Annotated in this window: 30 protein-coding genes; 14 read left to right on the top strand and 16 right to left on the bottom strand. The window is 40.8% G+C overall.

The genetic code is table 11. The features are described 5' to 3' along the window. Positions 1-198: 198 nt before the first annotated feature. The 4 genes from IQO02_RS21975 to IQO02_RS21960 all read right to left on the bottom strand — a co-directional run bounded on the left by IQO02_RS21975 (position 199) and on the right by IQO02_RS21960 (position 3,123). Positions 199-612, bottom strand: a complete 414-nt coding sequence (locus IQO02_RS21975) for a hypothetical protein (RefSeq protein WP_228006091.1) — start codon at positions 610-612, stop codon at positions 199-201. Positions 613-730: 118 nt separating this feature from the next. Further along, a complete protein-coding gene (locus tag IQO02_RS21970; protein WP_102282579.1) occupies positions 731-1,366 on the bottom strand; it encodes a hypothetical protein in 636 nt (211 codons plus the stop codon). Positions 1,367-1,999: 633 nt separating this feature from the next. Beyond that, positions 2,000-2,266 (bottom strand): hypothetical protein, encoded by a 267-nt coding sequence (locus IQO02_RS21965; protein WP_198592226.1) that lies wholly within the window; start codon positions 2,264-2,266, stop codon positions 2,000-2,002. A 185-nt stretch (positions 2,267-2,451) separates the two neighbouring features. Then, entirely contained in the window at positions 2,452-3,123 is a 672-nt protein-coding gene (locus IQO02_RS21960) for a hypothetical protein (RefSeq protein ID WP_102282581.1), read from the bottom strand. Between the two features lie 242 nt (positions 3,124-3,365). On the opposite strand from IQO02_RS21960, the gene IQO02_RS21955 reads away from it, so the two are divergent. Both IQO02_RS21955 and IQO02_RS21950 read left to right on the top strand, forming a co-directional pair. Continuing rightward, positions 3,366-4,340 carry an integron integrase gene (locus IQO02_RS21955; RefSeq protein WP_016791378.1) on the top strand — a complete coding sequence of 325 codons (975 nt, stop codon included), beginning with the start codon at positions 3,366-3,368 and terminating at the stop codon, positions 4,338-4,340. A gap of 427 nt (positions 4,341-4,767) precedes the next feature. Continuing rightward, positions 4,768-5,727, top strand: coding sequence for a nuclease-related domain-containing protein (locus tag IQO02_RS21950; RefSeq protein WP_016768603.1), 960 nt, complete (start codon positions 4,768-4,770; stop codon positions 5,725-5,727). A gap of 96 nt (positions 5,728-5,823) precedes the next feature. On the opposite strand, the gene IQO02_RS21945 is transcribed toward IQO02_RS21950, so the two are convergent. The 3 genes from IQO02_RS21945 to IQO02_RS21935 all read right to left on the bottom strand — a co-directional run bounded on the left by IQO02_RS21945 (position 5,824) and on the right by IQO02_RS21935 (position 8,115). Then, positions 5,824-7,086, bottom strand: coding sequence for an integrase (locus tag IQO02_RS21945; RefSeq protein ID WP_016791377.1), 1,263 nt, complete (start codon positions 7,084-7,086; stop codon positions 5,824-5,826). Further along, positions 7,087-7,296, bottom strand: coding sequence for a hypothetical protein (locus IQO02_RS21940; RefSeq protein ID WP_010434910.1), 210 nt, complete (start codon positions 7,294-7,296; stop codon positions 7,087-7,089). Positions 7,297-7,764: 468 nt separating this feature from the next. After that, positions 7,765-8,115 (bottom strand): hypothetical protein, encoded by a 351-nt coding sequence (locus IQO02_RS21935; RefSeq protein WP_010440416.1) that lies wholly within the window; start codon positions 8,113-8,115, stop codon positions 7,765-7,767. Between the two features lie 387 nt (positions 8,116-8,502). On the opposite strand from IQO02_RS21935, the gene IQO02_RS22520 reads away from it, so the two are divergent. Both IQO02_RS22520 and IQO02_RS22335 read left to right on the top strand, forming a co-directional pair. Next, the gene (locus IQO02_RS22520) at positions 8,503-8,676 is read left to right on the top strand and encodes a hypothetical protein (RefSeq protein WP_010440413.1); all 174 of its coding nucleotides are present in this window, start codon (positions 8,503-8,505) and stop codon (positions 8,674-8,676) included. Further along, positions 8,594-8,785: a hypothetical protein gene (locus IQO02_RS22335; protein WP_229632042.1), complete on the top strand. Its 192-nt coding sequence runs from the start codon at positions 8,594-8,596 to the stop codon at positions 8,783-8,785. Before IQO02_RS22520 ends, IQO02_RS22335 begins: the two co-directional genes overlap by 83 nt. A 97-nt stretch (positions 8,786-8,882) precedes the next feature. On the opposite strand, the gene IQO02_RS21925 is transcribed toward IQO02_RS22335, so the two are convergent. The 3 genes from IQO02_RS21925 to IQO02_RS21915 all read right to left on the bottom strand — a co-directional run bounded on the left by IQO02_RS21925 (position 8,883) and on the right by IQO02_RS21915 (position 10,485). Then, positions 8,883-9,134, bottom strand: coding sequence for a TIGR03643 family protein (locus IQO02_RS21925; RefSeq protein ID WP_016786255.1), 252 nt, complete (start codon positions 9,132-9,134; stop codon positions 8,883-8,885). Between the two features lie 86 nt (positions 9,135-9,220). Continuing rightward, entirely contained in the window at positions 9,221-9,742 is a 522-nt protein-coding gene (locus IQO02_RS21920) for a GNAT family N-acetyltransferase (protein WP_010440408.1), read from the bottom strand. Between the two features lie 314 nt (positions 9,743-10,056). Beyond that, positions 10,057-10,485: a hypothetical protein gene (locus tag IQO02_RS21915; protein WP_016768598.1), complete on the bottom strand. Its 429-nt coding sequence runs from the start codon at positions 10,483-10,485 to the stop codon at positions 10,057-10,059. Between the two features lie 479 nt (positions 10,486-10,964). Between IQO02_RS21915 and IQO02_RS21910 the strand changes: the two genes are divergently transcribed. The 3 genes from IQO02_RS21910 (at position 10,965) to IQO02_RS21900 (ending at position 12,796) form a co-directional block, all read left to right on the top strand. Further along, positions 10,965-11,156, top strand: coding sequence for a hypothetical protein (locus tag IQO02_RS21910; protein ID WP_010440405.1), 192 nt, complete (start codon positions 10,965-10,967; stop codon positions 11,154-11,156). Positions 11,157-11,428: 272 nt separating this feature from the next. Next, the gene (locus IQO02_RS21905; RefSeq protein ID WP_010440403.1) at positions 11,429-12,169 is read left to right on the top strand and encodes a hypothetical protein; all 741 of its coding nucleotides are present in this window, start codon (positions 11,429-11,431) and stop codon (positions 12,167-12,169) included. 207 nt (positions 12,170-12,376) lie between these two features. After that, positions 12,377-12,796 carry a BLUF domain-containing protein gene (locus IQO02_RS21900; protein ID WP_016796603.1) on the top strand — a complete coding sequence of 140 codons (420 nt, stop codon included), beginning with the start codon at positions 12,377-12,379 and terminating at the stop codon, positions 12,794-12,796. Between the two features lie 50 nt (positions 12,797-12,846). On the opposite strand, the gene IQO02_RS21895 is transcribed toward IQO02_RS21900, so the two are convergent. Further along, entirely contained in the window at positions 12,847-13,713 is an 867-nt protein-coding gene (locus tag IQO02_RS21895) for a LysR family transcriptional regulator (protein ID WP_016793121.1), read from the bottom strand. Positions 13,714-13,853: 140 nt separating this feature from the next. On the opposite strand from IQO02_RS21895, the gene IQO02_RS21890 reads away from it, so the two are divergent. Continuing rightward, positions 13,854-14,228 carry a YybH family protein gene (locus IQO02_RS21890; protein ID WP_010440397.1) on the top strand — a complete coding sequence of 125 codons (375 nt, stop codon included), beginning with the start codon at positions 13,854-13,856 and terminating at the stop codon, positions 14,226-14,228. Positions 14,229-14,420: 192 nt separating this feature from the next. Here the strand turns inward: IQO02_RS21890 and proX are convergent, their stop codons facing one another. From proX to proV, 3 genes are read right to left on the bottom strand one after another with little or no spacing between them, the layout of a single operon-like run. Next, the gene (gene proX, locus IQO02_RS21885; RefSeq protein WP_016799402.1) at positions 14,421-15,428 is read right to left on the bottom strand and encodes a glycine betaine/L-proline ABC transporter substrate-binding protein ProX; all 1,008 of its coding nucleotides are present in this window, start codon (positions 15,426-15,428) and stop codon (positions 14,421-14,423) included. Beyond that, the gene (gene proW, locus IQO02_RS21880; protein ID WP_010440393.1) at positions 15,421-16,524 is read right to left on the bottom strand and encodes a glycine betaine/L-proline ABC transporter permease ProW; all 1,104 of its coding nucleotides are present in this window, start codon (positions 16,522-16,524) and stop codon (positions 15,421-15,423) included. Before proW ends, proX begins: the two co-directional genes overlap by 8 nt. A 3-nt stretch (positions 16,525-16,527) precedes the next feature. Next, positions 16,528-17,715, bottom strand: coding sequence for a glycine betaine/L-proline ABC transporter ATP-binding protein ProV (gene proV, locus IQO02_RS21875; RefSeq protein WP_010440391.1), 1,188 nt, complete (start codon positions 17,713-17,715; stop codon positions 16,528-16,530). A gap of 660 nt (positions 17,716-18,375) precedes the next feature. Here proV and IQO02_RS21870 point away from each other — a divergent pair. Then, complete coding sequence (locus IQO02_RS21870) at positions 18,376-19,119, top strand: HAD-IIB family hydrolase (RefSeq protein WP_016793120.1); 744 nt, start codon at positions 18,376-18,378, stop codon at positions 19,117-19,119. Positions 19,120-19,200: 81 nt separating this feature from the next. Here the strand turns inward: IQO02_RS21870 and IQO02_RS21865 are convergent, their stop codons facing one another. Further along, positions 19,201-19,413, bottom strand: coding sequence for a TIGR02450 family Trp-rich protein (locus IQO02_RS21865; protein ID WP_010440387.1), 213 nt, complete (start codon positions 19,411-19,413; stop codon positions 19,201-19,203). Between the two features lie 169 nt (positions 19,414-19,582). Here IQO02_RS21865 and IQO02_RS21860 point away from each other — a divergent pair, with 169 nt between their 5' ends. Continuing rightward, a complete protein-coding gene (locus IQO02_RS21860; RefSeq protein ID WP_010440385.1) occupies positions 19,583-19,858 on the top strand; it encodes a nitrogenase-stabilizing/protective protein NifW in 276 nt (91 codons plus the stop codon). Positions 19,859-19,995: 137 nt separating this feature from the next. Then, entirely contained in the window at positions 19,996-21,120 is a 1,125-nt protein-coding gene (locus tag IQO02_RS21855) for a M14-type cytosolic carboxypeptidase (RefSeq protein WP_010440171.1), read from the top strand. 180 nt (positions 21,121-21,300) lie between these two features. Here IQO02_RS21855 and IQO02_RS21850 read toward each other — a convergent pair whose 3' ends face one another. After that, the gene (locus IQO02_RS21850; protein WP_010440166.1) at positions 21,301-21,657 is read right to left on the bottom strand and encodes a hypothetical protein; all 357 of its coding nucleotides are present in this window, start codon (positions 21,655-21,657) and stop codon (positions 21,301-21,303) included. A gap of 369 nt (positions 21,658-22,026) precedes the next feature. Here IQO02_RS21850 and IQO02_RS21845 point away from each other — a divergent pair, with 369 nt between their 5' ends. From IQO02_RS21845 to IQO02_RS21835, 3 genes are all read left to right on the top strand, one after another. Further along, a complete protein-coding gene (locus IQO02_RS21845) occupies positions 22,027-23,265 on the top strand; it encodes a DEAD/DEAH box helicase (protein ID WP_016768594.1) in 1,239 nt (412 codons plus the stop codon). A gap of 282 nt (positions 23,266-23,547) precedes the next feature. Next, positions 23,548-23,769, top strand: coding sequence for a hypothetical protein (locus IQO02_RS21840; RefSeq protein WP_010440159.1), 222 nt, complete (start codon positions 23,548-23,550; stop codon positions 23,767-23,769). A 172-nt stretch (positions 23,770-23,941) separates the two neighbouring features. Next, the gene (locus IQO02_RS21835) at positions 23,942-24,244 is read left to right on the top strand and encodes a thiamine-binding protein (RefSeq protein WP_016768592.1); all 303 of its coding nucleotides are present in this window, start codon (positions 23,942-23,944) and stop codon (positions 24,242-24,244) included. The last annotated feature ends 50 nt before the right edge of the window (positions 24,245-24,294 follow it).

Below are 24,294 nucleotides of genomic sequence, written 5' to 3'. Positions count from 1 at the left end.
GTTTCTGTCATACCGAGCTTGACTGGACCGATTGAGTTTCTTAGTTGAATTTCGAAAATTTCCATTTTTATCCTAAAAACACATAACGCCCAATTAAGTAGCTGACAACGCAACCAATACACTCAAATTTACCACCTAAATCACTGAAGCTAATCAAGTTAAAAATGCCACGCGTTGACAGTCTGCTTGAATTGCTTGTTAGCTGTGTAGTAGCGATGTAACCATCAATGTTGGCATAGAAACAAGTGTAAAAGCTGATAGCAAAAACCACATATACAACATTAAAGAAATATAAGTTGAGACTAGCCATCGAAAGCCTTTGTCCAGTTTATGTCCATAATTACTTTGTATAAAATAAGCTTGTTCTGAGCTAGGTATACGATTAAGAATAAAGTTGAACTTTACTTTTGTTAACACGAACCCCATAAGTAGAGGAAGTGAAGCTCCTACCAAGCCAAGAGGGATAGAAATCCATAATTGCGAAGCATCATCTAGCAGAAAACTAATCATAATAAACCCTGCAAATATCGCAAAGAATCCTTTAATTGAAACTACTGGGGATTGATTTGTTTTTTTATATATCCAGAAAAGTGGTCTATCTAATTTTCTCATATCTAACCTATTACATGTGAACAGCTAACGCCGCACTAAGCTGCCGGAGACACATGGCTACACTTTTGCGAAGCAAAAATGCCATGTGTTGGAGGTCAGTTTGAGTGCCTTGTTATAACTATTTTTTGATGAAACTAAAATCAGTTTTTCCTGCTTCGATACCTAACTTCAACATGCCCTCTAATCCAGTGGCTTCATCGATTTCAGCTTGCACGTCTTCTTGCCTAATTTCTATGTATTTGCCTAGATACTCTATTGAAGAGCGAATGATCAGCGTCAAAAATTTCAAAAACCGAGTGCTGTCAGGTGGATAATTCAAATCAGTCTCAGAATCAAAGACTTTATGATTTTGGTCATTATCAACATAAGTATTAATCGCCGTTTCAAGTATTAGTTGATTTACCACATATGCAATAATGGGGTCATCCATTTTGTTGAGGAACATTCTTATTTCAGGGTTCCATTCAAGAGCCTTATTAACCAACTCTTGCTTCAAGTGACCTACAAACTTATTCCGTAGATATTTCGCAAACTCGCACTCTTTTGCAAATGACTTGTAGAACTCATTTAATTCTGGATGGTCTTTGTACATTCGACGAATTGTTACTTCGAAATCAACGAAGTTTGCTACCGATATTAAACTTTGCTTCAACAGAACCATCGTAGGCATGTCGCCCATTCCCTTTTCCGTAAATTGAGTATCTATCGATACTAAATCTGCTTTCAGCACTTTTGCTTGTAAAAATTGATCCACTGAACTCTCTCTATAGTTATAACGCCGCACTAAGCGGACTAAAATAGTGGGTTATAATGTGCAGCGGAGCGAAACTAACCCACTGTTTTAGTTCCGTTTAAGTGCCTTGTTATGTGGTTGCGCCAAATTGGTTAACCGCACGTTTTAATAAATGGAAATATAAAGCAAACCAGCGTGATTTAACACCACTTATCTACCAACTTTGAATTCAGTATAAAAAACGATCAGAAGAGAACAAAAAACCAAATAAAAGTACGCATGACGAAGGTTAAATAAAACCTATTTTGAACACAGATTACATGTTAGAAACTGACTGACGAATTAAAAAACAAGCCTGTTTCATTTGTAACCTACCGCGATTTTCCCATTGATGAAATACGACAAATCAACCGAAGTAACGGCTAAATGAAAATAACGGGCTATTTTTCTAATTTAACAAGACATTCAAGATCCAGCTAGAAAACCGAGATAAGTCGGATCGGGTGAACAAAACTCTCTCCTGCGATAGCGCAACACATAACGCCCAATTAAGTAGCTAAAAACACAAGCCACGAAACCTAATATGACCACCTTAACCACTAAACTCGCCCGAAGCAAAACCGCCGAACGTTTTTAGTCTGCTTGAATTGTTTGTTAGGTGTCTACCGTAATACAGAACAATAAACTGGAAATGGGGATTTCAGGTAGCTCTTCCCACTCAGTATTTGCTTGCATAATCGTACCTTTTACGAGAGCAATAGCGGCAGAATTACTCATAGAAGATAAGTCAGAAGTACCTTGATACTTTATAGAATGCTCCAATTTACCATTGGGATGTTTAATCCAACCTTCCCAACCTAGTACCAAAACCGACTCTTTCTCAAATATATACAGTAACTCCATTGCATCCGTATAATTCACTACAAGTTCACTACTGGATGCCGAACGATTTTTTATATCGCTAAAACTATACATACAACATACACCTAACGCCGCGTTAAGTAGTGAGCAACGCCACCACCCTACCTAAAACCTTGCCACCTTAAACACTAAAGCTGACCCAAACTGAAAATGCCGAGCGTTGGGAATCTGTCTTAAACGCTTTGTTATATTTCTGGTAGTTGAAGTTCTACTTTAGCAATCTCATACAGTTTGACTAAGGCTTTTTCCATTGATTCGTCTATTCTGTAGTAAAACTCGCTTTCGTCCTCATCTTCATGAGGCGAAGAAATATCTCTTTGTAAAGACACTAAAATTTCTTCTACTTCGAAATTTAAGTACATCGATTTTATGGTCACAGAGTCAATTGTTTTACTCAGCGCGTCATTCGAATAACTCTTTAGATTCTCGAAGAGATTATGTTCCTCATTATACTTTTGGCGTCTTTCTAACTCTGCAACATCTCGATTCCACTGTTGGAAAAGTGCATCACTCGCATATTGAGAATTTTGTACATATGGATGATGGAATTTTAGATATTCCTCTACTTCAAATTCGGTTACCTGAAAATGAATGAATTTTTTAACATGAGCAATTTGCTCAAAAATGAACTCGTATGCCTCTTGTTTTTTCAACCAAACTTGTTGTCCAACCCAGCTTTTATCAGAGACACTAACTTTTACGTTTTCGACAAGTTCAGTAGTAGCTGTTAGCTGCAACTTCAAACTATCGAAGTCTTCTTTATTAGCATAGTTTTTACCTTTTTCTTTCATATAAGCAGCTAAAAAACCTAGTATCGCCGCCAATAAAGCCGTTAATACATAATCTAAATTTTCCAATTTCACTCCAAAATTAAAGAAGAAATATAACAGCTATATTAGACAGAAAAGTTCTGCACTTAAATACAGAATTATTCTGTCTAGTATCTCAATGACGTAAACGATACCCCGTTTTTATGAAAACTAACAGTAACTTAAGCACTACAGCTCTCTGCCTACATCCCAAAATACAGAATTTTTCTATATAGCATGAATTGATGTGCCAAACTTCAACTCATGTATGGATAACCAGTTACAGTTTAATGAAAAAATCACCATTTCTATCGTATATACAAGAATATATGCTTGGACGGCACTATGCACTTCGTACAACGGAGGCGTACATTTATTGGATTCACCAATACATTCTTTATCATGATAAAAAGCACCCAAAGGGCTTAACTTCCAGGCATGTAGAAGATTTCCTAACGCACCTGGTTGTTAACAAAAAATCAGCGAGGAAAACGCAAAGTCTGGCTCTCAATGCATTGGTCTTTTTATACAAAGAAATTATTCAAGAACCCATAGAACTTGATATGCAGTTTCGGCGCTCAGATAAATCAAGAAAATTGCCAACAGTCATGACTCCAGAAGAGATTGGAAGGCTATTCAATCACTGTTCACCTAACTACAAATTACCTTATCAATTAATGTATGGATCAGGGTTGCGTTTAATGGAGTGTCTACGCTTACGTATACAAGATATCGATTATGCATATAAATCTGTACGTGTATGGCAAGGGAAAGGAGGTAAAAACCGCATAGTGACAATAGCACCAGAGCTTTTCCCCGCTATCAAACAACAGCAACAGAGATCCGCGAGTTACTATCATCAAGACATGAATGACACAGTTTTCTCTGGTGTATACATACCTGAAGCTCTTGCTAGAAAATACCCGAGCGCAGAAAGGAGTCTAAATTGGCAATTCCTCTTTCCCTCTAGTCGTTTGTCGCCAGATTTACAAACGGGCGAGCTACGTAGACACCATATTCACCCAACAGCGCTTCAAAAACACATTAAGGTAGCAGGCCAAAAAGCCAACATTGAGAAAAATATCTCATGTCATACTTTAAGGCACTCATTCGCTACGCACCTTCTTCAAAGCGGAGCTGATATCAGAACCGTTCAAGAACAACTTGGGCACACCGATTTGAAGACAACGCAAATCTATACTCACATCATTGATAGAGGCGCCAATGGTGTTGTTAGCCCATTATCAAGAATATTCGTAAAATAACGATAAATGAAATTCGGATTCCGAATTCTGAAATGACTTCATAATCACGAAACAGGGCACTATCACCTGCTCTTAGGGCTGAGGCCTCTAGTCACTCCAAAAGCTCAATAACAATTTATGTGTGTGTTTTTCTCTGCAGCAATGGCTGCGTATCACCTCTTATTGTTACGCCACCATTGCCTATTTACAACTTTCATGGCGCTCACAACGCCCTAACACGCACAATAACAGGATGCATAACAAACACATTATTAAACAGCGAGTTGCAGGTTTCCTACTCTCTACTTCGAGCTTTCGAAAAGAGATATTTCACAATTTTCATCAATAACAGTGTTCGAAAAAGAACATATGTCTCAAAAACATACACACTATCAATATGAACAAGACTGCATGGTAAACTGCTTTTATAAAAAAGCAGGAATAATGAATGATTACTAAGGATAGAGATTCAAAAATCGACAACAGTCTTCAACAGAAAGCTGGCGCAAAAGTAGAGCAAGATGTCGCGTTTTACTTACGCAGAGAGTTTGGAGATGCAAATGACGTTTTCATTATTAATGACCTACGCATACAGTTTAAAAATGAAACTGCTCAGATCGATCACTTAGTCCTTTATAACAAAGGATTTATCATTATTGAGTCGAAATCGATTCGTGGTGAGGTTAAGGTCAACAATCAACTCGAATGGAGTCGAACCGTACGAGGGAAGTGGACAGGAATGCCCTCGCCTATCGAACAAGCTAAGTTACAAACCAAACTATTGAAAGCACTTTTAAATGACAACGCTAAGTCGTTACTAGACCGGATTGCATTTTTACAAGGGTACTTTGGTGGTCGCTGTTGGGATCAACTCTGTGCCGCATCCAATGACGCTCTAATCGATCGAACTTCTATCCCTAAAGATATATCGAAGAAGCTCATTAAAGCCGAATCTATTGGTAGCTGCGCTAAGAGTCTCATCAAAAAGCACCGCGTAGGTTCAATACTAAATCCGAATCCTACGTTTAATCGTGATGAACTGTACCGCCTAGTTCACTTTCTAAACGAACAACATGTGCCTACGTCCTCTCCAGCTCCCAAAGTACATATCGCAGAATTGAGCAAAACTGAAAAGGTAGACTTGGTTCCAGCTCAAGAAATAATTGAAGAGGCCAACGCTCCACAAATAAGGCATGGTTTTAATTGTAAGAAGTGTCAAAGCCCGCAGACCGAGCCGAGGTATGGAAAGTATGGGTATTACGTCTACTGCCCACAATGTAAGGTAAATACTGCAATGCGTATTAGTTGCCATTCTTGCCAATCTAATTCAGCTAAAGTCAGTAAGAAAAAGAACACATACTCCATTGCATGCTCTTGTGGTGAAGGGACTCAAGTCGTATTTCCTTAATCTAATAATTCGGAATCCGAATTACAACGCAATTTAAAGCGATGCGAATTCAAATTCGGATTCCGAATTCCTCCAAAACTAAACAACTAACACAAATCACTTCAGGCCACTTTTCGGCATCACCTCAACAGGTGGTACTTGGTGCCAAATAATGTCACTTGTACCTGTATAGATTTTTGTTGTTTTAGCGTTCGCATGCGCCATTCGCTCGGTAGCACTCTGCCCTTGCTGTTCAATCATTCGAGCAGCCAGCCCTCTAATTTCATGATAGGTCGGCCTTAACGATTTCTTTAGGTGACTATAAAGCCCTAAAGAGTCTCGAACCTTACTGAACTCTTTACTTATATTGTGGTGGTGGACTTGGTAAAGATGGTCGGTCTCTTTTGAAATACCACGTTGCTGCTGTTTAGGTTTACGGTGAACGATATAAGGACAAATCAATCTCGATGTTTTAGAAAGGTCGACAATGTCTTTAATCGTCTGGGTGACAGGAATGGCCACAGTGGAAGCATCGGACTTTTTCACCTTCTCTCGGTGAACATAAAGCATTCCATACACAGCATGCCCATCAACATACTCCACCTCTTTATCAGGGTTCCAAAGAATCCCACAAACACCTTCCCGTGGTTTGTATATCCGATAACGAAGCCTATAGATCTCCCTCACAGCATGAGTTGTCTCAAGAGTTAAGCTCATTGCAACCTTAAGAAACAGTGGCGCTGCATCGTAGACCTTTTGGTAATTTTCGATATCTAGGTCGTGGCGAGCTTTTGTGTAATCTTCTCTGGTCAATCGACGCTGTTTTTTATTGAGTACAAAATTACTCTCAATAGCACTCTCATCAGCAAGGTAGGAAAATACCTTTTTAAGGTTACTGATCTTATTGTTGAGCTGACGATTACTTAACTCTGAATAGTATTTAGAAAGGAACTCATTGATGTGCTGTAACTTGATCGATTTGGTTGGCAACCGCCCCATGAACTCATCAAGGCGGTAACAGTCCCTTTCCAAATTTCGATAAACGTCTTTGGAAAGCCGTTCTTCTTTCTTCACACGAGACAACACTAATGGAAGCCACTCTTTTAAAGGCCGATTGAATTTATCCTTGCGGCCTTTGGAGACAGCTTTGCGAAATGGGGTCATCTCAGAAAGGGAAAATGCGCTTCCTAGCTCAGGACGATACTGCAAGTTATAAACATGCGCAGCTTGTATCGCTTCTTGCTCTACAGTCCCGATAGGAAATAGCTTCTTCACACCATCTACGGTCGTAAACCGAAACCGAGATTGACCCCTATGGCTCATTTTCACCAAGAATGGAGGGTAATGAGCCGTTTCTTTGCTTCTAGCTCTACCAACCATTTATGACTCCAAGAATCTTAGAAGTTCACTCACCCTGTCTGCAGGGTTCCCTATCTCGTCGTCAACACAGACTAAATATCGGCCCGTTGGCGTTCTCGTGCCCTCAAGCTTGCCATGTTTAATCCAGTTTATGATGGTGGTATTGCATATCCCTGAATCAGGGTAAAACTCATCAATAAATTGTCTAGGTCTGATTTTACGCGTCGCCATATCGTTCTCCTTACCTTTCTCACTACATGAAAATTAGGATTTTTCATCTACTGGTAGAAAAACTATGCACGATTTTTTCAGTGACATTCTATTTGCGCAGCAATTAACAAAAAGAATTCCCGAAGCGTAAAACGATTCAACGAATCGATTTCAAGCCCACTTTAGGGTGGACTAATACAGTAGTACCAAGTTGCTAATCTATTGATTTTATTTGACTATTTCATTGGCCTTTTTAACCGTTTTTTAGGCCAATTAGAGCTTAACCACCAGCTCTAAATACATGAAATTCATATAAATCAATATCATACAGCTAAGATTACTACCAACATCGGGGTTTCACCGTTTTTGAGCCCTCAAAAACGTCGTAAATCTCGCGCAATATACTGAAACAATTACTGCCTCTTTGTACCTACCTTTCTGTCGGGATATTTATAGTAAGAAGGATTGAAGACTTACGTGTTTTGCCCCCTATTCCAAGTTCTCCAACCCTGATGTATCGATACCTTTCAATGCTTCTTTTGCTACATCATCAGAGCTCGTCGATTTAGTCTTTTGTGGATAACTACCTGCTAAACCTTTACCAATCGAAGTTGCTTCATCTTGCAGTTTTTTACCCTCAGACTCGCCCGCAAGCCAGCCTTGTTTGTAGTCGGTATCTGAATTGAAACGCTTTTCATCTTTTATATAGTCTTCGAAGTCATTACCAGTTTCTTGCATTCCGCTGTGTCTACCGTCATGGAAACCTTGTATGTAAGATTCGTTATGGCCACTCTTCATTAAAGCACTGTCACTGGTTCCGCAACCAGTAGAAATAAGCATAAACAATATTACCAATACAAACCTTGTCATTTCCGAACCCTCAACTAAGTATCACTGTAACTTAACAATAGTCTAATATTTCAAGCATATAAATACTGTGGTAATAGATAGTTAACGACAGTTCGAAGTGAACCTAATGTGTAAGGATATCCACTTGTCCATCCACGCACCAAACAAGTTCACTGCTCGTCTAGTTCGTGGAAATACCGTTCGCCTCAAGCAACAAACTCTGCAGCGATTGACCCTGTATTTTCGATATCCTCAATTCAAGACGAACAAGGAAAGCTTAACTACCCTGCATTTTGGAGTAACACGACTCACCTCCGCGTTGGTCCAAAATCACAATCACAAGCTGCCTACTTCTGCTTCGACGAATGCTTAGGTTATATGAAGAGACCAAAATCAAAAACGTGCACTCTACTTGATGTACATGGCGCGGGCGCTCAACGGGCAGAACCGAAAACAGGCAACGCGAAAGATTACCCTAACGGGTACGGACCTCAAGGTGATGTCATTCGGATTGAAAACGACGTTCGTGCTGTTCGTCATTTGTCTTCTTAACTTATCTTCGATATTTGTTAAAAGTATTAAGGAAATAAAATCGCACACAGTGATGGTTAAGTCTTCTTTGAAAGCTGTGAACAAAATGGTTAAGCGCAAAGCCAACTGACCTTTAATTCAGTTTGATAGATTAGTGTGGATGAATTCATCATCCACTAAGCTGTACAAATTCAAGCGCGATAACACAGCGCTAAGGTATGAACACTTTAACGCTGCTTATACTGGGTCGGGCAATAACCTCTCGAAACATCCGACCTACGAAGCTTTAAATGCTTTGTTGATCGCCCGGAAACACGCGACCGCCACAACTTGAAACTCCCCAGCTTTAATTTGGCACGCATAAAGCGAATCACTTCAGATTCATTCAAACCAAATTGTAACTCAATGGCCTCAAATGGCGTTCTGTCTTCCCACGCCATCTCTATAATTCTTGATTCACTTTCTCTCGATAACTTCATTGCACACTCATCCTAGTTAAACTAGACAAAAATACGCTCGTTCTCGATTTTTAGATCAAAGAGTTATCCGTTATATTTACAAGTCGTTAATGGCGTTCCAACCACTCACAACGCAACAGGCCATACTTAACTGAATCATAATACTCGCCTTTATAAAAGCGTACTTTTCTTAGTCTCGCTTCCTGTTGAAAACCCAACTTCAACGCCAGTGACATCATCCGCGGATTACCCGACCAAGTAGTTAAACCCACACGCTCTATCTGCTTATTTTCGAATAAATAAGAGACCCAAAAAGGAAGTGCTAACGCTGCAATGCCCTTACCCCAATATTTAGAATCATAAATAACAACGCCAGCTTCAAGCCAATGGGTCTCTTCACACTCCCAATAACAATTGACGGTTCCTACAGGCACACCGTCTACAACCACCAACTGTAAATCAGCTCCATTGAGTAACCGTCGGAACGAACAACTTTCAAACTGTTCAAATGATGGGTGGGAATACGGGAAATAAGGGCCGTTAAACTTCGTCCACTCATCGTTTGAGGTGACCAAAGCATAAATAGCGGCCAATTCACTTGGCATGGCGGGCCTAATAGTGACTTTCATATACTTTCCAAACCTGATTAAAAGGGTTATCAATCTCAACGATAACTATCATTAGGAGCCAATGTAAACCGTACAGTTCAAATCCCAGCCTAGAAATTGAATATAGTCCCTTTGACGTTTTAACAATCACTACATCTAAGAACAAAACCAAATCATAAATGCCACAACTAAAGAATTATACGAATAACAATCGTTGTTAAATAATGGAATACTTTATTCATGCTATTCAGAAAACAAAAAGCTCGTCAAATAATGACGAGCTTTGTTTTCACAAGCGTAGTTAGAGTGATGCTATCTACATTACGAAAACTAGTTTACGAATAAACCTGGTCACGTAACTCCAACTCAACGTTTTTCAAGACTTTGAATTCTTCGCGAGTACAACCACGAGCGACAGACACCCAATGATCGCCCGTTTCATCTGACCCTTTAAACTCTACACGCAACTCATATCTTCGCCATGAGATAAAGGCCAAAATAAAAGTCAGTGCAAGCATAGGCAAACCAAACTGAGGTACAAATGCCCAAGTAGCAGCGGAAAGCACCAAAGCCAATGAAACGATATTGATTGCGTTTTCTTTAAGGCCTAACTGACGAACTTCTAACTGTTTAATTTTCCGTAAGCTATAAACGTCCTTCTTAACTCGTAATTCACTGTCATTTACAAGAAAATCAGTCTCCTTATAAGACTTACGAAATCGCATTATATTCGCCAACCTATTGCGCTTATGGTTCTTATTCATCGCTTTTCTCCATGTTATTAAAGGTTAGTAAAAGCTAATATAATCATGAAGTTATTAATGAACGGTGAATTTATAAATCAAGCCAATATTAAAATCAAGCTTATATGGTTAATAACATTTATCATAATTAGAAGGGGCCTGAGCATTAGTGACTCCCATGTAATGCTTCACCCGAACTACCGCTGAGTATCAGATTAATGCACATATGATATTAGCCTGCAAAACCTACAACTTTGTAAGCATATGTTTCACTCATAATTATACTGGTTGCTAAAACGCACAAAGCCGCTTGAAGCCACATCACAAAATTCTTGAAATTCAATAAGTAAACGTAAAAAAACACCCCGTTCCATCACAATAAAACATACCTGAATAATACTAAACAACACATTAACCATGACTGTCTATTAAGCAATTGATCTCATACGTTGGAAGCTGTACCTTTGCTTTATGCATACGGTTACTCAAGGGAAATAATAATGGACAAGCTACTGACAAACGCAATGGAACAAAAACAACGCACAATTGTGACGAGCTTATTCGCAAGAAATGGATTTAAAATTGCGACAACAGATTTTGATGATGTGACTTTTAAACGTGAAGATGTACTTGTCAATGTTCGCTTCGACCTATCTTCAAATGTTGAGTCAATCTCAGTAGTGAATAACTAAATATTAGATTCAATTACTTAGATGGTGGGCTTAGATAATATAGCTCACCGTTTATTGATTAGAGATAAAAGCATGACTCTGCACTTCACCTGCTTCCGCCTTCTCGTGATAAGCGCTACTTATTATTCATATTCAAACCACTAGTTAGCCAGTTGTAAACATCGCAAATACTATACCTCTATCAATGGAAAGTTATCGATAAGCCATCATTGAAAGATAATGCTTGTCACATAGTTAGGATACTTTTTTCTAAAGTAGAGAGTAGTTTCAAAATGAAAAGAACAGCTTTATTTGCCTCCTTAATAGCGGCGTTACTGACCGGATGTAACAGCTCAAATGATTCTAATTCAGTTGATGGTTCAGCACCTCATAACCCTGAAAAACCGATCTTACCACCAGAAGGCGGCGATGGCTCTGCGGGCGATCAAACCAATCCTGATGAAGATACAGACTTAAATCCATCTAAAGACGCGTTAATAGTTGAAGCAGCCCAACGCTGGGGAACAAGTTACGACGAGATGTACAATGCGTGTCAACTTTGGAGCTGCAACCTTGCGGACATACAAGAAAGAATCATATTTACTATAGAGCGTGAAACACAATTATTAGAAGGCTCAGCTAAAGTGACCTTCATTCTTTCTCATAACACCGCTGACTTATGGCCTACTTACGTATTTTACAGTGATTTAATTGGAAATACCGAAATCGAAATTGAACACTCTTCATCAAGTTTTCATTACATAGATGACGATAAAATCGTAAGTGAAGGCTCTACACTATTGGGTTGGAAGACTGGATTTGGCAGTTGGGCCACTCAAAACCCACGAAATTGTATCGACGCTTATTGTGCCGAATTCAAGACCTCTTGGTTAGAAACCGGCACCTACTCAAGTGCTATGGCTGTATACCGAGAAAATGGAGAAGTCATCAAGACTCAACGTGGCTACCTTAGCCAAGATGAGCTGAGAGCACTCTACCCTGTATTTAGTCCGACATTCCCTGGTCACTACTAACGTCAGTCTAAATATCATGAAAAGTGAACAAGGAGTATTGTTATGATACTCCTTGTTCATAAAATTCCGCACTAACAAGCCAATTAGATTCTGATAATTACTGACTAATCAATCATTAGAACACCCTGTTTTGTCGCTGAATTCGCAATTCCATCAACTTGGCTTATATTTGTAGGTAACCTTTAAACAAAAATTGAAGTGGTGTTTATGTTCCTAACTCGGTTGATTTATGTCAGTACGCTTTGCGAAAGTTGCGACGCCAAAGCTTTAGATGATATTTTGGATATTTCCCGTGACCACAATAAACAAAGCCATTTAACTGGGCTACTTAGTCATAATCAAAAGTATTTTCTTCAGTGTATAGAGGGGTCGAGAGATGCGGTCAATCATACCTACAACCATATTCTCAATGACCATCGCCACAACAACGTGACAATTCTCTATTACAAAGAAATTGATAGCCGACAGTTTGGTGATTGGTCAATGGGTGATATTCCCCAATCTAGCTTGACTGAATTGTTGAGCTTACAATTTTCGGCCTCTAACCAATTTAACCCATATGAAATGTCTGGGGAAAGCGCGTATCAAATGTTATTAGAGCTGAAGCAGAACCTGCCATCTGAGTAATCTCCCTTAACATCGAGTAGACGGTTATTAAGATGAAAACCTCACACCAATTAAATGAAGTCATTTTTGAGTCTATCTTCCAATGCTTGAACACATAGTTTAATGGCGATCGGTGTGTTTGCAGCGAATGGGGTTAACGCATAGACCGTGTTAGTTGGCAATTGAAAGTTCGGTATGACATCGACCACCTCATCGGATAGCTGATGAAGGTAGAAATCTGGTATTACACCAATACCAACGCCTGATTTGATTAAGGCAAGACAGCTGTGGAATGAGTTAGTGGTGCAACTGGCTCGTTGTTGGTAAACAAAGTCTTGCTCACTGTTAGAAGTGAAAGAATGAGTCACCTGCTTTCCCTGCCACGAGTTTGCAATGTATGGAATAGAAGTAAGTTCACTATCTCGCATACTTTCGACGCCACATAACACGTCTTTGAACTCACCCAAACGCTTCTGCTTTAGGTTACTGTCACGTGAGCTTCCCACTCGTACCGCGAGATCAATATCGTGCTCCATGAAGTCCAAGTGCTGGTCATCACCAATCAGTTCTGGTTCTAATTTCGGGTATTGCTTCATTAGCTCTGCAATAACAGGCGCGACGAGCAAGTCCATCAGCGCATTCGGCGCCGTGATTCTAATCCGACCTTGTGGCTCTTCTAATTCTGCTTTCGCCATATCCCAAGCAGAGTCAGCGATCACGTTGATGTCTTTACAGCTTAGATAAAAACGCTCCCCCATACTGGTCAGGATCTGTCTCCGCGTTGTTCGTTTAAGAAGTGAGGCGCCTAACTCTTGTTCCAGTATTTTAAGGTGCTGGCTGACGACAGACTTAGATAGTTCAAGCTTTTCAGCCGCCGCTGATACTGAACCCTGCTCTACAATATGAGCGAAAATAGACATCTGCTTTAGCTTATTCATTTAATTGTTCTCTTTTTACATACAGTCTTTTTTATTATCTCTGTTTTTCCATTCAATTTATAGAACTAAACTGAATCCAACTTATCAAGATACCCAAATCAAAACACAGTGTTTGAAAGAAGACTGTTATGGAGAGAATAATGTTAAACAACCAAATATTAGAAGCATGCAAGCAAGGCATTGACGCATGGCAGAAAGCATTCAACAGCCAAGATGCCAAAGAGTGTGCAGCTCAATACACTGAAGTATGTGTGATGGAAGCGCGTCCGTTTGGTGTTTTTGAAGGTCGTGAAGCGATTCAAGCATTTTGGCAGAATATTATTGACCAAGGCTTCAAAGACGTTGATTACACAGACGTGACGTGGGCAGAACACCCAGAAGGTGGTTACATCCTGACTGCAAGCTGGACGATGAACAAGGCATTCGGTGTCGTGCACCGTGAGCACTGGGCTTTGGAAGGCGATGGCCATGCTCGCCTAGTAAGCGACTACTTTGAAGTTCAAGGCGAACGCTAGAAGCTCAAGAGTAAAACAGAAAGCAAAAAGCCAGCAGTCCAAATAAGACTACTGGCTTTTTTTAGTGATTAACACTTGCCATTGCTTTACTTAATTTGATGGTGATTCGGCGACTCTACACTGGCGCTAAACACGCTCATAATATCAAATTAAAGGGCCAGATATTGTCTGGACGAATACAAGTAAGTGTTATTAAAGTGCTGCTTTCTTCGATTCTGCAATCCAAGCATCAAACGTACTTTGATTCGCTTTAATCCAACCGTTTACATGCGCTTCAATATCAGCAGAGCTGTTTTTGCCTTTGCTCATCATCATGTTCTGAGCACTTACATCGTTGATGTTCAATTTGATGATTTCGAAAAGCTTCGCCGCCGCTGGGTTATTCTTAGCAAAATCTTTGTTCGCGATAATGCGCATCGAGTTCATTTGGAAACCGTAGTTTTTACCATTCGACAACGTTGTATCGACATCAGCACGATCGCCAGGAAGAGATGAGAATGGTACTTCTAGCCACACTACATCTTCATTTGGAACCAACACGCCACTCACCCAGTATGGAGTCCAAGTGTAGTAAAGAATCGACTCACCCTTTTGGTAACGCGAAATCGTATCAGCAATAATGGCGGCATAGTTACCTTGGTTATGCGTAACTGTATCATCAAGTTTGAATGCTGAAAGTTGATGTTCGATAACCATCTCACAACCCCAGCCAGGGTTACAGCCCGTTAAGTCTGCTTTACCATCACCGTTTGCATCAAACAGTTTTGCAATTTTCGGGTCGGTCAGTTGGCCAATGTTAGTAATGTTGTACTGTTCTGCCGTTTTTTTATCTATTAGGTAACCTTGTGCCGCGCCACTTACATACTGACCTTCACGATAGAATTTGTCATCGCCACCAGCCATTTTGTATTTATCAGCATGAAGTGGGAACCAACCTACTGTTAAGAACGTTGCATCACCTTTTGCGATAGAAGTGTAAGCTACGTTGTAGTCCACTTCTTGTGTCGCTTTTACGTCGTAGCCAAGTTCTTCTAACGCACGGTTTACGATCAACGTTTGAAATGTTTCCTCAGCGACAGAAGATTGAACTGGCTGAACAGATACACCTTCACCCGGTAAGCTTGCAGCCCAAAGGTTAGTTGATACTGCTAATGTAGAAACGATGCTAACAGCAAGTTTACTCTTCCATGAATTATTCATTGGTTTTTTTCCTTAATTGTAGTTCTGATTTGTTGCCGAGATTGAATGCGTTAAGTACAAGAGAAACAGGTCCCATCTGGTACCAGCGTAATTTTGTGTTGCCTGCGTTAGCGCCTAAAACTTGAGTAATGCGATCAAGCAAGATAGCAAGAATAACGATGCCCAGACCGCCGACAGCCGCAAGTCCCATATCTAGACGGCCGATACCTCTCAATACCATCTGGCCTAAACCACCGACTGCAATCATTGACGCGATAACGACCATAGATAGCGACAGCATCAACGTTTGGTTCACGCCTGCCATGATAGTTGGCAATGCCAATGGCAATTGAATTCGATATAACATCTGCTTTTTGCTGGCACCAAATGAGTGACCTGCTTCTATCAGCTCTTCAGGTACCTGCTGAATGCCCAAGATGGTCAAACGTACCACTGGTGGCAGTGCAAATATGATGGTTACCACTACGCCCGGCACATTACCAATACCAAATAACATAACAATTGGTACCAAATAAACGAAAGCTGGCGTGGTTTGCATAGCATCTAGAATTGGACGCACAAATTTAGCAGCAGTATTACTTCGGGCGAGCCAGATACCCATCGGTAAGCCTATCAATAAACAGAAGAATACCGATGTCATAACCAATGAAAGAGTGGTCATCGCTTCAGACCAAGCACCAATCAAACCGATAAAAGTAAGCGATACTGCAGTCGCAAGACCCAACTTCAAGTTTGAAAACTGCCATGCCAACAAAAATAAAATGATAAGCATAAACGGGGCTGGCGTAGAAACTAATGCCGTTTCAAATGAACTTAGAATGAAATCGATAGGAATTCGTATTGCCTGAAATAACGGACGCCCGTGTTCAACTAACCAATTCAAACCAGATTCAACCCAAGTATCGACAGGCAATACTGCTTCGGCAAATGGGTTAAGTGGGTCAAAAGGTATGGTTTCTACCGTTTCACTGCTTAACCAATCCGCTGATGGTGAGGTGTCAGTTGCTTGACCCCAAGGATCACTTGATGGCTGGGTCGATTGCTCTGAAACAGTAGATTGTGACCATGGGTCATTATTCGTTTGTTCTGATGACATGATCTACCCCTTATCCAATGTTTGTAACAGTCGTGATTTAGTCACCACACCGAAGTAATTGCCTTGTTCATCCACAACAGGGACTGAATAAGGCACACCACCAACAAGGCCAAGTACATCATTGATAGGTAAATCTGGGCTCAGCGTTAAACCATCATCGAGCTGCGCACTAACCAAAGATTTGTTCTCTTTGTGAGCTTGACGAAGAGAATCGACAGAAACGATGCCTGAGTAAAGGCTGCTTTTATCGATAACGATGCCGTATTCACGGTCATTATCCATCAGAATTTGCAGAGCAGAAGCTGGGCCATCGTGTTCCGATTTCTTAAATACTGCAGCCGGTTTCTTACGTGCGATATCTTTCACAGTAAGAACACTTGCTACATTTACGCCTCGGAAAAAGGCTTCAACGTAATCGTTAGCCGGATTGTTAAGAATTTCGTCAGGGGTGCCTACTTGAACCACTTCACCATTTTGCATAATCGCAATTCGGTCACCAATACGCATTGCTTCATCCAAATCATGCGAAATGAACACAATCGTACGTTTGTCATCGTTTTGAAGGCGAATCAATTCATCCTGCATTTCAGTACGAATCAAAGGGTCGAGTGCAGAAAATGCTTCATCCATTAACAAGATATCTGGGTCACATGCTAGGGCACGAGCCAAACCAACACGTTGCTTCATACCACCAGATAATTCATCTGGGTAAGATTCCGAATACGGCCCAAGACCTACTCGCTCCAAGGCTTCAAATGCAGATTGTTTGCGTTTACTTAGCTCAACACCCGCAAGCTCAAGGCCAAATGCTGCGTTTTCTATCACCGTCATGTGTGGCATCAAAGCGAAATTTTGGAAAACCATAGAGATGTTGTTGCGGCGAACTTCGCGGAGTTCATCTTCTGAGATGTGGGCAATATCTTTGCCTCGAAGAAGCACATTACCTTTGGTGGGTTCAATTAAGCGATTAAGAAGGCGTACTAGGGTTGATTTGCCAGATCCTGACAGTCCCATTATTACGAAAATCTCGCCTTCTTTGATACTAAGAGAAACATCGTTAACGCCGATCGTTAGACCTGTTTCTTCGAAAACTTTGTCTTTGTTTGCGCCTTCACTGATCATCGTAAAAGCACGGTCGGTGTCTTCACCAAACACCTTGTACAGTCCCTTAACTTCCAGTATGGGATCCATGAAATCTAATCCTTTGTTAGTTATTTAAACTTAAAAATGGTTATTTAAACTTAAAAATGGTCATCTAAATTCAAAAAAACAATTAGCACTCTAAGCAATCCAGCAGAGTAAATCAAGGGGTTGCATTCGGTAAAGGCCAGTTAAAACTACCAAATAACATATAAAAAACAAGGTTAAAATAAAAAGAGTAATTCAATAAAATACTGATAATAAAAGACATTAAGCAATCACAAATGCGCACGGAATTATGTATTACTTACTGACAGATTATTGAATATTTATTTTACATTAGTACAAGGAATAGGCTGAACGAACCAAGATTAAGCATAAATAGTTCGTGTACAAATAATTCGAATACAAACTATTGGTTAAGTTTTTCGGGTGCTTAAAAACTGGAAGTTCAAGCGAACAGAAAAGTGGCAAAATCACGGCATAAAGGGAAAAAGTCGATAAGGCCAATTCTATTAAGATGAACCCAGGTTGGTCGAAATATCTTCAACCTTTAAAAATACAACACCAGTTGTGATACTTGCTGCAAACTATCAAATATCGATTATCTAGACCAAAAGACGACTTGTAGAGTACTAGCAGCTGAGCCATTCTTTATGCAAGGCGTCGATCTTTTCTACCTATCGATTAAAGAAAAAAAAAGGGATTCTGATGATAAAAATGTTGGTGTGTGACTTTGATGGGACACTTGATGGAGGCTCATCTCATGGAGTAAATCAGTTATCTGACTACTTAACTGACCAAACAGATATCCGCTTTATCATTGCGACAGGTAGAACCTTACCTTCCATCAGGGTTGGATTAGCTTCAAACAACTACCCAAAACCTCACAGTATTATCAGCGATGTTGGTACAAGAATTCATCACAACCACTCCCAATTGCCTGATCATATTTGGCATAACCAGTTAGAAGCTTCTTGGAACAAATCAAAAGTAGAGTTGGCGCTCGCATCACTGAATTTCATGGGTGAACGTTTGGAAAACCATCAAGGCGATTACAAAATTACTTTTGAAGGGAAATTATCTGAACCTCAACAAACGCTGATTGGATTGAGCTTGAAATCGCACGGCCTAGACGTCCATCTCACTTACTCTCACGACTGGTACTTAGATATAACGCCCAAAGGAGTTAATAAAGCCACGGCGATTCGTCATCTGCTCAAACAGCATGATTTGAGTGTTGAAGAAGTGTGCGTTGCAGGTGACTCTGCGAACGACACATCTATGCTTACTATAGAAGGCGTCAACTCAATATTGGTGGCGAACCATTATCCGGAAGTTGCTCACCTGTCCGTCAGAGAAAATGTTTACACCAGCACAGCAACACACGCCGCGGGCGTTTTAGAGGGGCTGAAGTACTGGCAAAAACGAGCATCTGTAAACAAACATCTGTAAATAGTGGATAGGAACTAGCTCGTGAGCCACGAACCTGTTTCTTAATCAAGGGAAAAGGCTTCTCGATTACTTTTCTTACTCCTACTTCCAACCAGGGAGCCAGTGTTGGTTGTCGGTTAGCTCTCGCCAGTTAATAGCTTCCTCTCGCTTGGTCATCACTGCCTCTATTAAGCAACGAATTACCTCCCCTTCTTCAAATTCAACCTCTGTGATCATAAAGTGCTTTTCTTTTTTTACTGGGCTAACGGCAGTCCATTTACTGCGAAGTAATTTCTTTGGATTAATTCGATTCATGGGTTATCTCTCGCTGTGATGTTTCAAACTATAAGTACGCAATAACAAAAGGGATCACTTTAATCTGTAAGTTGACACTTAAAACTGGGGAGCTCATAACTAAGGTCAATAAATCAAACCATAGGCTTAGTACAATACCTGTTATTGATGAGTCACAAATAAGCTACCCATGAATCAAACAGAGTTCCAACAAAAAATAACGAGCTTCACTTCTATCGAACAAGCGCTTGATTACTTTGAAATTGGGTTTGATAGCAAGTTCATCGACCAAAACAGAATAGAACTGATGAAGCGTTTTAACGGTTATCTGATTCTGTCAAAGCCCGACGATTGGTTTTCTGGACGAAGAGCATTGAAAAACGCCTACTGTAAGGTTCAACGTAGTAAGTTAGATCGCCACACACGTTCTGCCTGTCGTGGTTGTACTACTTGCCAACGTCGCTAGTTTCAAGTCAGAAAACTCAAAGGTAGATAATAAGAAATAGATAATTGAAATAACATCTCATTGCGATCTCGCTAGTGGTTTGCTCGAAAAAAAGTGTGCTAGTCTTACGGCAACTCAACTACGAGATAAAAACTACAATGAAAATTTTCAGCAATTTCGAAAGCGGCAACATTCACGTCGTTTCAGCAGATTCACCACAAAACATTCAACTGACGATCCCAGCAGACAACCAGACTGAAATCTCTCAATGGTTTCACTTCCGTTTAGAAAGTGAAGATCAACAAGCTCACCACTTTGAAATCGGCCAATTGGCAACATCAGCCTATCCTGAAGGCTGGAAAGATTACGATGTTGTTGCATCTTATGATCGTGAAGAGTGGTTCCGTGTTCCATCTCAGTTCGATGGCGATACACTAAGCTTTGATATCATTCCTGAACACGATTCAATGTACTTCGCCTATTTCGCGCCTTACTCATATGATCGTCACCAAGATCTCCTGCACAGTGCTCAAACGCACCCGGCTTGTAAGTTAGAAACGCTGGGTCACACGCTAGACAACAATGACATCACTTTGCTAACCATTGGTGAGCCAAGTGAAGAGAAGAAAAACATCTGGGTTATTGGTCGCCAACACCCGGGCGAGACTATGGCTGAATGGCTGATCGAAGGCTTGTTGCAACGTTTACTTGATGAAACAGACACAGTAGGTCGTTCTCTTCTAGATAACGTTGTTTTCCACGTTGTACCGAACATGAACCCAGATGGCAGTATCCGTGGTCACCTGCGTACCAACGCGATTGGCGTTAACCTTAACCGTGAATGGCAATCGCCATCTCTAGAACGTAGTCCTGAAGTTTTCCTTGTGCGTGAGCGTATGCTAGAAACTGGCGTTGACATGTGTCTAGACATTCACGGCGACGAAGCAATCCCATATAACTTTGTTGCGGGTAGCGAAGGTACGCCGTCATACAGTGAGCGCATTGAAAAACTAGAGAACCACTTCAAGCAAGCCCTTCTGACTATCACTCCCGAATTCCAAGATGAATTTGGTTACGATAAAGACGAACCAGGAAAAGCGAATATGACAGTGGGCACAAACTGGATAAGCGAACAGTTCAAGTGTTTGGCTTATACAGTGGAGATGCCATTTAAAGACCACATCAGCCACGCTGATGAACTTTACGGTTGGTCTCCAGAGCGTAGCGTTGCATTCGGTCACGACATGCTAGCGGCAGTTTGGGCGACAGCAGGCAAACTCTAATTGACGTCACGCTAACCTAACCAAAGACATATTTTTTGCGATTTTGGTTAGAAGTGCTGCGTAAAGATATTGCTATACAAAAACGACAAAGCCCGGTGCATTCAGATGCGCCGGGCTTTTTGATTTCTTATCTACTTGTCTAATCTACTAATCTACTAATCTACTAATCTACTAATTAGCTTAGGCCACTCTCAAGTTAGCAAAGAAGACCGGGTATCTCTGCCGAATATGCCTTTGTTCTGACACCATATCTTTGAAGCTTGGGCCTTGAGACAATTGAACAATCACTTCATCGCCCTCTTGTCGCAACACAGCCCCACTAATATCAACACTATTGTTGTCGTGTAGTCTTAACGTTCCCGCCATTGAAAAGCCGCGGTAAACAGGAATGACGTTTTGCATCATTAGACGCACACCCTTTTCAGAAACCTCACTGACATGAAAAAGCTCATCCTTAATTCGCATCACCGGACGTGCCCTTTTAGGGTACTTTAAACGATAATATTGGCGTTTCTGGGTGAACGATTCTTCACACATCAGTGACTCCTGTCTCTTTTGATTGATCAGTAATAAGCTATCGATTAGTTTCAGTTAACGCTTTAAAATTGATGTATTCATTGCATTAATATCTAGTAATTATATCGACTTAATGAACGAATACTTTAAGTAATTTGAGCTGGGAGCTTGGTATTACCTAAAACTCTGCAAAAACTGAGATGTCGGTCATATACTACGAGCGGAACATCATATCTAAACAAAAATCCAAACCTAAATCATTACTCATAAAATATCCTGAACGTTTTTCACACTTATACTCGAAAAGTTTGTCACGAAGATAGCAAAACTCATTCTCTAACTTTTACAGCCCTGTTAGACTCCACATCCACTTTGATACCTGGTTCATTTATGTCGTTTGATAAACTAACCCTTAACGCAAAAACTGTCGCAGCCATTCCTTCTCGATTCAATACACCGACTGAGATACAGCAAGCGACCGTACCCAAGATTGTCGCAGGCCAAGATGTTCTTGCGCTCGCGCAGACGGGCAGTGGAAAAACGTTGGCGTTCGGCTTACCTTTATTGAACAACATCAATATCGACTTGAATGAACTGCAAGCCATCATCATAGTTCCAACTCGTGAACTCGCATCACAAGTGGCTGAAGCTCTTGAACCCATTGCAACAGAACTCTCAATTAAAACCATCACATTAAGCGGTGGTGTCAACATAGATAATCAGCAACAGCTGTTATCAGAGAAACCGCAACTTGCTATTGCTACGCCTGGCCGCTTACTCGCTGTGATCCAAACTGGGGAGCTTGAGTTAGCTCGCTGCGTATCTTTGGTGCTTGATGAAGCAGACCGTTTGCTCGATATGGGTTTCTGGCCCGATATTCAAAGCATTACTGATGCTCTTCCAGTGAAACGTCAATCATCGCTGTTTTCAGCTACGCTTCCCCAAGAACTGGTTAGCCAAGCGGAAGCACTTCTCAGTCATCCAGTAAAAATTGCGGCACACCAAGAGAATAGCGTTGTCTCTGCCATTGATGAAACGCTCTATCTCGTGAACAAAGGCAGTAAAGCTCAAGCGCTCCTTGCTCTACTTAATCAGAACGATTGGTCACAGGTTTTGGTGTTTATCGGAGCAAAAGATAACGCTGACGCACTAACCAAACGTTTAAACAAAGCAAAAATCAGTGTCTGTGCACTGCATGGAAACAAGAACCAAGAAGAACGTACCTTAGCACTAGAGAGTTTCAAGAATGGTGAAACACGAGTTCTCATTGCGACCGATGTGATGGCTAGAGGTATTCATATCGAGCAACTGCCGGTCGTGATCAACTTTGATTTACCTGCACACTCGGCAACTTACGTACATCGTGTTGGACGAACAGCAAGAGCAGGAAGTGCTGGAGTCGCAATATCTCTTGTTAGTCACAGTGAGAATGAATGTTTAAACGCGATTCGTTCTCTGACCAATAAACCGTTATCGTTACAATCACTGGAAGGGTTCCCTGTCACAGACAAGCCAGCGTCAGAAGCAACCGCTCGTAAGCGCCCGCCCAAAGACAAAATGGCCAACCGCAGAACCGCAAAGAAAAAAAGTGTGAAGCAATTTAAGAGCAAGCCAAATCACACTAAATAGTTCCTTGTTCTAAATTGAATCCTCCCATAAGCGCCCAAATTTTTCTGGGCGTTTTTACGTTCGCTGTTGAGCTTGAGCAATAAATATTTTAGGAAGAGATAAGCATTTTTATTGAAGAATAATGCACCTCTGCGCGCCATTTTAAATGACACTTTTGTGAATTATGATGCCAACGTATTGATTCTTGGTTGCTCAAAAAAAATACTTTCTGATCACGTTGACGCCCCTATATTTGGCAACTAGATTTTTCTACTAGTGTCTAAAAACCGGGAGGTCATCGAAATGAAACGTGCAAGCTCTACATACCGATTACAACTGATTAAGGAAGTGGCTACTCGCCGAGATCGTCAACGTTCGAATGACCCGATGGCAAACTACATACAAAACCTGATAGATAACAAAGATGAGTGTGATACTTCTGTAGAACGTAACCACAGATTCAGTGGCAGTCATTTTGATGAGCATATTGGTGGTTGGGTTAGCGATCATTGGGGTAGCAAATAGCAGTGTCATTAGGCAAACCCATGTTATTAGGTAAGCTGATCAATAAGAGCACCCAACAAATGAACTAGATTTGTCGCTGTAGAATTTATCTCCGCATTAACCTATCATCTGCAACAATTCCCCCTCATTGAGTAAGCAGAAAGTGTCTGAGTTAAAAAGAGAAAAACAAGTGATGGTTGCCTTCCAAGTGATTCCTCGCGTTAAAGAAGGCAACAATTTCGAAGTGGTTGATAAGGCACTTGAAGTGGTTAAGGCAGCGGATGTTCCTTTCCAAATCGGCGCGATGGAAACCACGATGAAAGGTGAACTCAACCAACTACTCGATATAATTAAAAAGGCTGAACAAGCTTGTTACGATGCCGGTGCTGTCGAAGTCATCACAAACATCAAAATTCACAGTAAAACCACCGATGCCGATGATACATTCTGTACTTATCATCGTGGTGTAACGAAAGCGAATCACATGTTTGTATAAGTTTACCTATTAGCCATGTTTAGCCTTTAGGCGATTTTAATCTGTCGAAG

The organism is Vibrio sp. OPT24 (assembly GCF_015163545.1).
Taxonomy (GTDB): domain Bacteria; phylum Pseudomonadota; class Gammaproteobacteria; order Enterobacterales; family Vibrionaceae; genus Vibrio; species Vibrio cyclitrophicus.
This window is presented reverse-complemented; position numbering and strand designations above follow the sequence as displayed.